Consider the following 11,089-nt stretch of genomic DNA (forward strand, 5'->3'; position numbering starts at 1 on the left):
CCATTGACGAGACCCTTTGCTATGGAACACCAACCTCTGACCCATCCGGTGAGTGCCGCCCCCGTGCGCGCTGCTCAGGGTGTTTCGCCGACGACACGTGCCTGGTTTTTCCTTTCGCCGTCGATGCTGTTCTTGGGCGTGCTGATTGCCGCCAGCCTGCTGGTGCTGCGTATGAGCGTCGGCACTAAAGGCGCGGAATGGACCGGGTTCAGCCTGGCGAGTTACGCCCAGCTTCTGGAACCCTATTACCTCAAATCCCTGCTGCTGACCCTGCGCCTGGCGCTGATCAGTGCGGTGATCGCGGTCGTGCTGGCGATCCCGGTGGCCTACACCATGTCGCGCCTGACCTCACCGTTCGTGCGCCGGATTTTCCTCGCTGCGGTGCTGCTGCCATTGCTGGTCAACCTGCTGCTGCAAAGCTACGGCTGGCTGGTGATTCTCGGCCCGGGCGGGATGCTTAACCAGACGCTGATGGGCCTGGGGCTGATCAAGCGTCCGATCATGCTGCTGTACAACCAAAACGGCGTGTTGATGGGCCTGGTGCAAACCGCCTTCCCGCTGGCCGTGCTGCCGATTGCCAGCGCCATGCGCGGCGTCGCTCGCAGCTATGAAGAAGCCGCTGCAACCTTGGGCGCCAGTCGATTTCAAGTGTTCCGCCAAGTGGTGCTGCCAATGAGTCTGCCGGGGATCATCACCGGTGCGACGCTGGTATTCGCCTACAACGCCAGCAGCTTTGTGGTGCCTTTGTTGCTCGGAGGCCGTCGCGTGCCGATGCTGGCGGTGATGGTGCATGACCAGATCGCCCCGCTGATGAACTGGCCCGCCGCGTCCGCTGCCGGTGTCGTGCTGATCATTACCACGCTGGCGATCATGACTTTGTCTGAATACATCACGGGCCGTCGTCGGCGCATGCTGGAGGCTTCGCAATGAGTACCCTGACCAAGAAGCGCCACTCGCTGTTGCCGGGTGAAACCGGCAAGTTCGCCGGCATCCTTTCGGGCTTCATCCTGCTGTTGGCGGTGTTGCCGATCCTGACCATGATTGTCATGTCGTTCAGCGGCGCGTCGAACCTCGACTTCCCGCCGAGCAGCTACAGCCTGCAATGGTACAAGGCCGCCTGGCACACCTTCGCGTCGCCGGATGCCAGCGATGTGCTGAGCCTGGGCAAAGCCATGACCACCAGCCTGATGGTGGCGTGCCTGACCATGATCTTCGCCACGATCATCGCGGTACCGGCGGCTTATGCGCTGACCCGTTGCGAATTCCGTGGCAAGGCTGTGGCCCTGCAATTGATGTCGTTGCCCCTGGTGTTCCCGATGGTGGTACTGGGCCTGGCGTTGCTGCTGGTATTCGACAGCCTGCCGTTCCAGATGACCACCTCGCGGCTGGTGATTGCCCACGTGATCCTGGCCCTGCCATTCGTGGTGAAGAACTGCACGGCAGCAATGCTCTCCATCGGCAGCGAAGTTGAAGAGGCCGCACAAATGCTCGGCGCTTCACCCCTGCGGGCGATTATTGATGTGGTGGTGCCGTTGATGAAGTCGGGGATTCTGGCGGGCATGCTGCTGGCGTTCATCGTCTCGTTCAACGAATTCACCGTGACCTATTTCCTCTACACCATCGACGTCATGACTGTGCCGATCTGGATGTACAGCCGCACCGTGTCTTCGCTCGACCCAACCGTATTTTCGTTTGCCGTGCTGATCGTGCTGATCGACTTCGTCCTGATCTGGGCGCTGGAGAAGCTGGTCGGTGAAGGTGGCGTTTCGTTCTGATTCTTGAGGTGCAACATGACTGGTCTGATTCTGGAAAACGTCGAGAAACATTACGGCTCGGCCTGCGCGGTAAAAGATGTAAACCTGCATTTGCCCGAGGGCAAACTGGTGTGTTTCCTTGGCCCGTCGGGTTGTGGCAAAACCACCTTGCTGCGGATGATCGCCGGCCTGGAAACCCTGACCGGCGGCGAGATTCGCCTCGACGGCGAAGACATCGGCAACACCCCGGCGCACCTGCGTAATTTCGGCATGGTGTTCCAATCCCTGGCGCTGTTCCCGCACATGACCGTGGGCGAGAACATCGCTTACCCGCTGAAACTGCGTGGGGTCAGCAAGGCTGACCAGCAGGCGCGGGTAGTGGAACTGCTGGAATTGATTCAGCTGCAAGAGATGATTGATCGCCCGGTGGCGAAACTCTCCGGCGGTCAACGCCAGCGGGTGGCGATTGCCCGTGCGATTGCCAACCACCCGAAAATTCTCCTGCTCGACGAACCGCTGTCGGCGCTGGACGCCAAGCTGCGTGAATCGATGCAGGTGGAAATCCGTCAACTGCAACAGCGCCTGAACATCACCACGATCATGGTGACCCACGACCAGCGCGAAGCCATGACCATGGCTGATATCGTCGTGGTATTGGGTGAGCATCGCGTGCAACAAGTCGGCACGCCGATCGAAATCTACCGCCATCCGGCCAACGAGTTCGTCGCGGATTTCATTGGCTCGGGCAACATCTTCCCGGCCACCGTGCTGGGCAATGGCCAGGTCAGCCTGCCGGGCGGGGATGCGCTGCAAGTGCCGATCTGCAGCAGCATTGTGGTCGGTGAGAAAGTGAAAATGCTGATTCGCCCGGAAGACCTGCAACTGTCGGCACCGCAGGCGACGGCGGGTAATCGCTTGCTGGGCAAGGTGACGTTCGTGCGCGATATCGGCGCGACCATCGAGACCACCGTCGAGTGTTCCGGCGTGTCGTTTACCGCGCTGAGCACGCCGTGTCAGGGGATCGGCTTGAGCATCGGGCATCCGGTGTCAGTGACATTGCCGGCGGAGGCTTGCCGCGTACTCGGTGCCTGATTTCAGCGCCCTCGCGGCATTGCGATGCCCCCTGTAGGGGCTGCCGCAGGCTGCGATCTTTTGATCTTAAGAAATCAAGATTAAAAGATCGCAGCCTGCGGCAGCTCCTACAGGGCTTAGCGCTGCCAATACTAGTCTCAGCTAAACGCTCAACCGCAACCGCGCCAAATCCCTTAACGGCGGCGCCCCAAACAAACGGCTGTACTCACGGCTGAATTGCGAAGGGCTTTCATACCCCACCCGATACCCCGCCGCCGAAGCCTCTAACCCTTCCGCCAGCATCAACCGCCGGGCTTCTTGCAGGCGCAGTTGCTTCTGATACTGCAACGGACTCATCGCCGTCATCGCCTTGAAACGGTGATGCAACGTCGACACGCTCAGGTTCACTTCCTTCGCCAGATCATCGATACGCAGCGGCTGCTCGTAATTGCCGTTGAGCCATTTGATCGCCTGACTGATTCGATGGCTCTGGCTGTTGGCAATGGCAATCTCGTACAGCCGATGGCCCTGCTTGCTGCGCAGCAACCGATAGAGAATCTCCCGGCGAATAAGGGGTGCAAGCATGGCGATGTCTTTCGGGGTGTCGAGCAACCGTGCCAGGCGCAGCACCGCATCGAGCATTGCGCTGTCTAGCCGCTCCACGTACAGCCCGCGCCCGGTCGGCCGGGTGGGTACCCCGAGGGGGCCGGCGTCGGCGATCAGCGCGGTGATTTCCGCCGGGTCGATATCCAGCCGAACAGCGAGGATTGGCTCTTCAGGCGAGACGTCCACGACCCGGCCACTGAGCGGCATCGAGACCGATACCACCAGGTAATTCAACGGGTCGTAATTGAAGTATTCGTCGGCCAGCCGAACTTCCTTGCGTCCTTGGGCCATGATGCACAGCGCCGGTTGCGCGAGCACCGGGGCGAATTCGTGGGACTGGCTATGGCGTGACATGAACAGCGAATCGACGGCGGTGGCGTAACTGCCATCCTCGGCGGTGTTGCGACGAATAAGCGCCGCCAGTTCCGCGCGCTGCTTTTCCATGTCGGCATCCAGCGGGGCTTGAAAGTGATCGAGCGACGACATGCAAGGCATCCTCGGCAAGGCAGGAGTGATGGGGCAGAGCATATGTTTGTGCAAGCCAGAGCGGTAGACACATCCTGCCTGATGCTTGCCTGATTCTGCACGGAGTGGCTTCTAACCTGGCGAATGCTCAGCCCCAGACAGACTGCCTGACGCCAGCCAACCCCTGTAGGAGCTGCCGCAGGCTGCGATCTTCTGATCTTGAAAACAAAATCAAAAGATCGCAGCCTGCGGCAGCTCCTACATGGCTGAACCGTGACAGGTTGTTACAGGTAATGGATGCAGTTTCGCAGGATTGTGCAACACCCCGGCAGGAATCGACTAACGGCCCCCGCGTCCTGGCCCTTAACCTTTGATCCTGTCGCAGCCCGTCCCAGGCTGCCACGCGACTCCCCGGGAGGGTTGAACATGTCCAAGCAAATCCCTGTCAGTCATATGGCCTTCGTTCGAGCACGCGCCGGGCGTTCGCTGGAACTCGGTGTGCGCCTGAGCGCGCTGATCGAGCCGTCCCGCGCCGCCCCTGGTTGCCTGAACTTTGCCTTGCAGCATTCGCAGTGCGACCCCGAGTTGTGGTTGGTGTCCGGTTTCTGGACCCACCAACAGGCGATGACCGCGTATTTCAGCACACCGGCCATGGAGATTTTTGCCGAGCTGGTGCAAGAGTTGGTGGTCAACAGTCTGGATTTTCATACCTTTAAAGATGTGTCGGCGGCGCAGGCCCTTGGTCAGTCCGGGGCGGCGGTACACAAACTGGCTGGTTGAGGGTTTAATGGCAGCATTCTCAACCAGCCAGGATGCGCGACATGGCACGCAAAGCCTTTGAAACCTTCGAAGCAGTATCGGCCGTAGTCCCCCGTGAAGGCGGGTATTACGCGGCAATCGCCACCAAAGCCATCGGCGGCTCGGGTGCGCCTCGTTTCACCAAACTGCAGGAAGAGCAGACTTTCAAAACCGCCAAAGAAGCGGATGAAGCCGCAGCCTTGCAACTGACCCACCTCAAAGGCGTCGGCGAAGAAGGCGAGCTGATCTGGTAACTACTTGATCGCCCCTGGGCGATACATCTTGAACAAGGCCTCAGGCCCCAGCTGGAAATAATCCGCCGGCCCGCCGCCGCGCAGAATCGGTTCTGCCGCGGCGGTGTCGTACACCCCATCCTTCAACAGCCGTTTGGCAATATGCACGGCGACCACTTCGCCGAGAATCAGCCAGCTCGGCACCACATTGCCGTCGGCTCGCTGCAACTGAATGATTTGCGTGACCTTGCACTCGAAGGACACCGGGCTTTCGGCGACGCGTGGTACTGCAATGACTTTCGAAGCAACGGTGGCCAGGCCCGAGAGTTCGAATTCGTCGACTTGTGGCCCGACCATGGCGCAGCTCTGGTTCATCTGTTCGGCCAACGGCCGGGTGGCCAGGTTCCAGGCGAATTCACCGGTCTGTTCGATGTTGTTCAGGCTGTCTTTACGCCCGATGCTGGAAAAACCAATGATCGGCGGGATGTAGTTGAAGGCGGTGAAGAAGCTGTAGGGCGCCAGGTTCAAGTGGCCGTCGGCATCCTGTGACGAGATCCAGCCAATGGGACGCGGGCCGACGATTGCGTTGAACGGGTCGTGGGGCAGGCCGTGGCCGTTGGCGGGTTCGTAATAGTGGATGTCGTCGGGCATGGACAGTGTTCCTGAGGGCGACTTGCAAGAATGGACAATAGTGCAAGGGCCAGCGGCTTATTTCCAGCTAGATGAAGAACCCTGTAGGAGCGAGCTTGCTCGCGATGACTGCCGCTCAGTCAATATCTATGTTGAATGACAGTCCGCTATCGCGAGCAAGCTCGCTCCTGCAGGGGTTGTAGCCGGCCACAGATTTGTGTTCCCCCAGAAATGACTAAGCCCGGCCGAAGCCGGGCTGTAATTGCCGCGTTGGCGGATTAGCTGATGGTCGAGCCTTCAGTGCGGTCGTAGCCGTCAGAGGCGACGGTAGCGCCGTTGCCTGTGCGGTCGGAGCCATCGGCGGCTACGGTAGCGGAACCGGTGCGGTCGTAGCCGTCTGCTGCAACAGCGGAGCCGGTGCGGTCGTAACCGTCTGCTGCAACAGCGGAGCCGGTGCGGTCGTAACCGTCGGCGGCGAAGGTGTTGGCGGCCAGTACGGTCAGGGCCATGGCAAGGAACAGTTTGGTTTTCATCTTCGTATCTCCAGGTTCTTTGGCGTTTTCTGTCTTGGGCATGGGGTTCATGCCGCGCCAATTAAACTGATTAAAAAGCGCAATTAAAGGCTATAAATAATCGATTAAATTGATATTAAGGCCGGCAGGCGTTTTCGCTTTCAAGGTCTGAATGAGCGCATCGCAGTTAATCGATCAGGCAGGTTCAGGATGCCGACGGAGCATTAACTCGTGATTAATCTCGCTCCTGAGCGAATGAAGGATTTTTCATATCGGAGCCCAGACAAAGAAAAAAGGGGCAGACCCCGACGGTCTGCCCCTTTTGCTGTAACGACGTCGGATTTAGTCAGTGACAATACGCGAATGCTTGCGGGTGTCTTTCATGGTGATGTACACCAGCAACGACACGGCAATGCACGCCGTGACATACCAGTAGTAACCGGTTTCCATGCCTATGCTCTTGAACCACAGCGCGATGTATTCAGCGGTGCCGCCGAAGATCGATACGGTTAACGCATACGGCAGGCCAACGCCCAGGGCGCGGATTTCAGTCGGGAACAGTTCGGCTTTTACGACGGCGTTGATCGAGGTGTAGCCGCTGACGATGATCAGCGCGGCCATGATCAGGAAAAACGCGCCCCACCAGGTGGTGATGGTGTGCAGGGTGGTGAGGATCGGCACGGTGAACAGCGTCCCCAGAACGCCGAAGGCAATCAGGATCGGACGGCGGCCGACTTTATCCGACAGCCCGCCGATGATTGGCTGCAGGCACATGAACAGGAACAGCGTGGCCGCGGAAATAGTGGTGGAGTCGGAGATGCTCATGCCGACCGTGTTCACCAGGTATTTCTGCATGTACGTGGTATAGGTGTAGAACGCCAGGGTGCCGCCCATGGTCAGGCCGACCACGGTCATCAGTTCTTTTGGATGGCGCATCAAGGTGCGCATCGCGCTTTCCTTGGACTTCTCTTTCTTGGTGAACGACTCGGTTTCTTCCATGCCGCGACGCAGGTAGAGCGCGACCACGGCACACAGCGCGCCGATGGCAAACGGAATACGCCAGCCCCACGCGTACAGCTCTTCGGTCGTCAGCAGGTTTTGCAGGACGATCAATACGCCCAACGCGATGAGCTGGCCGGAAATCAGGGTCACGTACTGGAAGCTGGAGAAGAACCCGCGACGCTCCTTGGTCGCCATCTCGCTGAGATAGGTGGCCGAAGTGCCGTATTCGCCACCGACCGACAGGCCTTGCAGCAGGCGAGCGAAGATCAGCAGGATCGGTGCGCCGATGCCGATGGTTTCATAGCTCGGGCTCAGGGCGATCAGCAGCGAGCCGAAGCACATCAGGTAGACCGAGGCCATCAAGGCTTTTTTGCGTCCGACTTTGTCGGCGTACAAGCCCATCAGCCAGCCCCCGATCGGGCGCATCAGGAAGCCGACGGCGAAGATCGCGGCGGTGTTGAGCAGTTGTGCGGTGGTGTCGCCTTTCGGGAAAAAGGTCTTGGCGAAGTACAGGGAGAAGGCGGCGTAGACGTACCAGTCATACCACTCGACCATGTTGCCGACCGAACCGCTGAAGATCGATTTGATGCGACTGGAAGTGGTTCTTTCTTTGGCAGGCACGGCAGCCGACCCGGCGGGCAGGGTGTTGGAGTTATCCATTGAAGGATCCTTCGTTTAATTGTTTTTGTGGAGCGCGTTTAAACGCAGCCTGCGGGGGCTATAGCAGGAGCTGTGCCAACGGGGAGAGGGCCGGTTTAGAGGGGGTTTGGTGGATTGTTGAGCGGAAATCCGCTTGTGCGTGGTGGCTGATGAGCGGATTTCCGCCGAAAAGATCGCAGCCTTCGGCAGCTCCGACATTGGAATGCTTTCCCCTGTAGGAGCTGCCGAAGGCTGCGATCTTTTGATCTTTAAGGTCGATTACAAAAACATCTCTCTGCTCAACCCATGCCGCTGCATCTTTTCATTGAATGTGCGTCGGGGCAGTTGCAGCTCTTCAGCACCGCTTTCACATCGCCCTTGTGCCGGGTCAACGCGGCGCGCAGGCACTGCGCTTCAAAGGCTTCCTGCTGTGCCGCCAGTGACTGGCCTGGCTCAATGCCCGCAGGCTCCGGTTCGCCGAGGCCCAATATCTGCCGCTCGGCGACGTTGGCCAATTCACGCACATTGCCCGGCCAGTCGTGGCTCAGCAGATAGCTCAATTGCGGGCCGCTCAGCGGCGTGAAGGTGCGGCCCAAACGCTCGGCGGCACTTCGGGCGAAGGACGCATACAACAAGGGAATGTCTTCGCGGCGGTCACGTAGCGGAGGTAAACGCAACTCGGCGACGTTCAAGCGATAGGCCAGGTCCTCGCGAAACCGTCCGGCCCTTGCTTCGTCGAGCAGGTCCGGTTTGGTTGCCGCGATGATGCGTAAATCCACGCGGATACTTTGGTTCGAACCCAGTCGTTCCAGTTTCTGTTCCTGCAGCACCCGCAGTAATTTCACCTGCTGCGCCAAGGGCATGCTTTCGATCTCATCGAGAAACAGCGTGCCGCCGTCGGCGTATTCGAGCTTGCCGATGCGCTTGCCCTGGGCACCGGTGAACGCACCGCTTTCATGACCGAACAGCTCGGCTTCAAACAGTTGCTCGGGGATGGCCGCGCAGTTCAATGCGACGAAGGGTTTGTCGGCGCGTGGGCCGAAGTCGTGCAGGCAGCGGGCGACCAATTCCTTGCCGCTGCCGGTTTCGCCACGGATCAGTACATTGACCGGCAACGCTGCCAGATCCAGCACTTGCCGGCGCAAGGTCTGCAAGCCCCGGGATACGCCCAGCAGCGTAGCATCGAGTTTGTCGCGGTTGTCCGCTTGTTCGTGCAGGGCGCGGTTTTCCAGCACCAGTCGGCGCTTCTCCAGCGCTCGGCGCAGGCTGCCGAGCAGGGTTTCGGGGCTGAAGGGTTTTTCCAGAAAGTCGTAGGCGCCATCGCGCATCGCATCGACGGCCATCGGCACATCGCCATGGCCGGTCAGCAGGATCACCGGCAAGTCGGCATCGCGCCGCTGCACTTCAGCCAGCAACTCCAGACCCGTCATGCCGGGCATGCGCACGTCACTGAGAATCACCCCGGCGAAATGTTTGGGTAACGCTGCCAGGCATTCGTCGGCGCGGCTGAACAACTTTACCTCGAACCCCGACAGGCTCAGCCATTGTTCGACGGCGCTGCGGATGCTGCTCTCGTCGTCGACCACCATCACGCTATTCAGCATCAGCTTTGCGCCTCCTGATCAATCGGCAAGGTCAGGGAAAACACCGCGCCTTTGTCATGATTTTCCGCCATCAGACGCCCACCCGACTCGTGAACAATCGCGAAAGAAACCGCCAAGCCGATGCCCAGGCCATCGCCCACCGGTTTGGTGGTGAAAAACGGGTCGAACACCTTCGACAGGTTCTCTTCGGCGATGCCGCCGCCGTTGTCGATCACACTCAAGCGCCACAATTGTTCGTCGGCTTCGAGGCGGATTTCCAGGCGCTTGCAGGGTTTATCCTGCATCGCATCGAGCGCGTTGCGCAGCAGGTTGATCAGCACCTGTTCGAGGCGAATCGCATCGCCGCGAACCCAGGCCGGACGCGTCAGGTGCAGAACCGAGCTGACCTGTTCATCGCGCAGACGAGTGTCGAGCAGTTGCAGTGACTGGTCCACCACCGCCGCCAGATCCAGACGTTCGCGCAAGCCGCTGGGGCTTTTGCGGGCGAAGGTTTTCAGATGGCCGGTGAGGGCGGCCATGCGCGTGAGCATGTCGTCCACCGGTTTGAGCGCCTTGTAGGCGTCGTCGACCCGGCCGTGATCGAGCAACAGGCGCAGGGTGGCGAGTTGCATGCGTTGGGCGGTCAGCGGTTGATTGATCTCGTGGGCCAGCGCCGCCGACATTTGCCCGAGCGCCGCAAGTTTCGCCGATTGCACCAGGCCTTCCTGGGCGGTGCGCAGGTCACGGGTTCTCTCGTCCACAAGCTGTTCGAGCTCCTCACGGCTGCGCTGACGCAGTTTGGCCAGGCGCCAGCGCTGATTGAGAAACAGCAGTAGAAACACCAGTGTCAGCCACAGACCTGCCGCCGCGAGCGCGGCGTTACGGCTGTCTTCGAAGGCAACATGCGGGCGACGCAGCAGGTGCAGGGTCCAGCCTTCCGCCGTCAGTGGCAGGGATTCCCAAAGGTAATCCGCTTGCCCGTCGGGGCCATCGACTCGCGCCAGCTCGCTGTTTTCGTCGAAGCTGCGCAGCGATTGATACTCAAGCGGCGTCAACGGTTGTTTGTCGTATTGGCGGGTGACCTTGAGTTCGGCGTGATCGCTGTCGTTCAGCGGTTTTAATTGTCGATAACGCCAGCCCGGCTGGTTGGCGATGAAGATAATCCCGCGCGCGTCGCTGACCAGCAGCGTGTCAGTGCCCTGACGCCATTCCCGCTCCAGTTCGGGAAATTCCAGTTTCACCACCATGGCCCCGAGAAACTGCCCGTCGTCGTTGGTGACGGCGCTGGACAGGAAGTAACCCGGAATCCCGCTGGTCACGCCCACGGCATAAAAGCGCCCGGTACCCTGGGTGCGAGTCTGACTGAAGTAGGGACGGAAACCGTAGTTGTGCCCGACGTAACTGCTGGGCAAACGCCAGTTGCTCGCGGCCACGGCGAGACCGGTGCGATCGAGCAATTCCAGGGTCGAGGACTCGGCGGCACCGTTGATCTTTTCCAGTTTGCGATTCAGCACGTCCTGTTGCTCGGGGCTCACCGGGCCATTCAGCGCGTCACGCAATTGCGGATCCAGCGCCAGCACCGAGGGCAGGGCGCGGTAGCGTTCGATCAGGGTGTGCAGCGATGTCGCGTACAACGCCAATTGCTGATTGGCCCGAGCCGCGTCTTCAACCATCGACTGGCGCACGGTGTGGCGCATGGCCAAGGTGGCTGCAAGGGCTGCACCGGCGATGATTAATAAGGTGTAGAGCGCCAGGCGCAGGGTTCGGGAAGTCGGGAGCATGCGGTGAACAACAGG

10 protein-coding genes and 1 pseudogene are annotated in these 11,089 nt (G+C 60.1%); 5 read left to right on the plus strand and 6 right to left on the minus strand.

The genetic code is table 11. The annotated features are described in order from the left end of the window. The first annotated feature begins 21 nt into the window (after nt 1–21). Genes KUF73_RS19915 through KUF73_RS19925 form a run of 3 tightly spaced genes read left to right on the plus strand, consistent with a single transcriptional unit; the run spans nt 22 to nt 2,846 of the window. Nucleotides 22–930: an ABC transporter permease gene (locus tag KUF73_RS19915; RefSeq protein ID WP_218439759.1), complete on the plus strand. Its 909-nt coding sequence runs from the start codon at nt 22–24 to the stop codon at nt 928–930. Then, on the plus strand, nt 927–1,775 hold the full coding sequence (locus tag KUF73_RS19920) for an ABC transporter permease (protein ID WP_218439760.1): 849 nt from the start codon (nt 927–929) through the stop codon (nt 1,773–1,775). Before KUF73_RS19915 ends, KUF73_RS19920 begins: the two co-directional genes overlap by 4 nt. A 15-nt stretch (nt 1,776–1,790) precedes the next feature. Next, complete coding sequence (locus KUF73_RS19925; protein ID WP_218439761.1) at nt 1,791–2,846, plus strand: ABC transporter ATP-binding protein; 1,056 nt, start codon at nt 1,791–1,793, stop codon at nt 2,844–2,846. A gap of 141 nt (nt 2,847–2,987) precedes the next feature. Here KUF73_RS19925 and KUF73_RS19930 read toward each other — a convergent pair whose 3' ends face one another. After that, nucleotides 2,988–3,917, minus strand: coding sequence for an AraC family transcriptional regulator (locus KUF73_RS19930; RefSeq protein WP_218439762.1), 930 nt, complete (start codon nt 3,915–3,917; stop codon nt 2,988–2,990). A gap of 405 nt (nt 3,918–4,322) precedes the next feature. Between KUF73_RS19930 and KUF73_RS19935 the strand changes: the two genes are divergently transcribed. Together KUF73_RS19935 and KUF73_RS19940 are read left to right on the plus strand one after the other, a co-directional pair. Beyond that, nucleotides 4,323–4,676, plus strand: coding sequence for a putative quinol monooxygenase (locus tag KUF73_RS19935; protein WP_218439763.1), 354 nt, complete (start codon nt 4,323–4,325; stop codon nt 4,674–4,676). A gap of 41 nt (nt 4,677–4,717) precedes the next feature. After that, nucleotides 4,718–4,948 (plus strand): hypothetical protein, encoded by a 231-nt coding sequence (locus KUF73_RS19940; RefSeq protein ID WP_218439764.1) that lies wholly within the window; start codon nt 4,718–4,720, stop codon nt 4,946–4,948. Here KUF73_RS19940 and KUF73_RS19945 read toward each other — a convergent pair whose 3' ends face one another. The 5 genes and pseudogenes from KUF73_RS19945 to KUF73_RS19965 all read right to left on the minus strand — a co-directional run bounded on the left by KUF73_RS19945 (nt 4,949) and on the right by KUF73_RS19965 (nt 11,074). Beyond that, complete coding sequence (locus KUF73_RS19945) at nt 4,949–5,578, minus strand: flavin reductase family protein (RefSeq protein WP_218439765.1); 630 nt, start codon at nt 5,576–5,578, stop codon at nt 4,949–4,951. It lies immediately after the preceding gene. A 257-nt stretch (nt 5,579–5,835) separates the two neighbouring features. Beyond that, nucleotides 5,836–6,090 carry a hypothetical protein gene (locus KUF73_RS19950; protein WP_218439766.1) on the minus strand — a complete coding sequence of 85 codons (255 nt, stop codon included), beginning with the start codon at nt 6,088–6,090 and terminating at the stop codon, nt 5,836–5,838. 321 nt (nt 6,091–6,411) lie between these two features. Further along, nucleotides 6,412–7,731 carry an MFS transporter gene (locus tag KUF73_RS19955; protein WP_218439767.1) on the minus strand — a complete coding sequence of 440 codons (1,320 nt, stop codon included), beginning with the start codon at nt 7,729–7,731 and terminating at the stop codon, nt 6,412–6,414. Nucleotides 7,732–7,989: 258 nt separating this feature from the next. Further along, nucleotides 7,990–9,314: pseudogene (locus KUF73_RS19960) on the minus strand (sigma-54-dependent transcriptional regulator). Then, nucleotides 9,314–11,074 carry an ATP-binding protein gene (locus KUF73_RS19965; RefSeq protein WP_218439768.1) on the minus strand — a complete coding sequence of 587 codons (1,761 nt, stop codon included), beginning with the start codon at nt 11,072–11,074 and terminating at the stop codon, nt 9,314–9,316. The pseudogene KUF73_RS19960 and the gene KUF73_RS19965 overlap by 1 nt, the downstream one beginning before the upstream one ends. Nucleotides 11,075–11,089: the final 15 nt, after the last annotated feature.

The sequence above is a fragment of the Pseudomonas sp. PD9R genome (assembly GCF_019200975.1).
GTDB lineage: Bacteria > Pseudomonadota > Gammaproteobacteria > Pseudomonadales > Pseudomonadaceae > Aquipseudomonas.

Coding starts and splice junctions, on each gene's coding strand:
- KUF73_RS19920 (WP_218439760.1), top strand. CDS start 927: ATGAGTACCCTGACCAAGAAGCGCCACTCGCTGTTGCCGGGTGAAACC.
- KUF73_RS19955 (WP_218439767.1), bottom strand. CDS start 7,731: ATGGATAACTCCAACACCCTGCCCGCCGGGTCGGCTGCCGTGCCTGCC.
- KUF73_RS19945 (WP_218439765.1), bottom strand. CDS start 5,578: ATGCCCGACGACATCCACTATTACGAACCCGCCAACGGCCACGGCCTG.
- KUF73_RS19940 (WP_218439764.1), top strand. CDS start 4,718: ATGGCACGCAAAGCCTTTGAAACCTTCGAAGCAGTATCGGCCGTAGTC.
- KUF73_RS19935 (WP_218439763.1), top strand. CDS start 4,323: ATGTCCAAGCAAATCCCTGTCAGTCATATGGCCTTCGTTCGAGCACGC.
- KUF73_RS19925 (WP_218439761.1), top strand. CDS start 1,791: ATGACTGGTCTGATTCTGGAAAACGTCGAGAAACATTACGGCTCGGCC.
- KUF73_RS19930 (WP_218439762.1), bottom strand. CDS start 3,917: ATGTCGTCGCTCGATCACTTTCAAGCCCCGCTGGATGCCGACATGGAA.
- KUF73_RS19915 (WP_218439759.1), top strand. CDS start 22: ATGGAACACCAACCTCTGACCCATCCGGTGAGTGCCGCCCCCGTGCGC.
- KUF73_RS19965 (WP_218439768.1), bottom strand. CDS start 11,074: ATGCTCCCGACTTCCCGAACCCTGCGCCTGGCGCTCTACACCTTATTA.
- KUF73_RS19950 (WP_218439766.1), bottom strand. CDS start 6,090: ATGAAAACCAAACTGTTCCTTGCCATGGCCCTGACCGTACTGGCCGCC.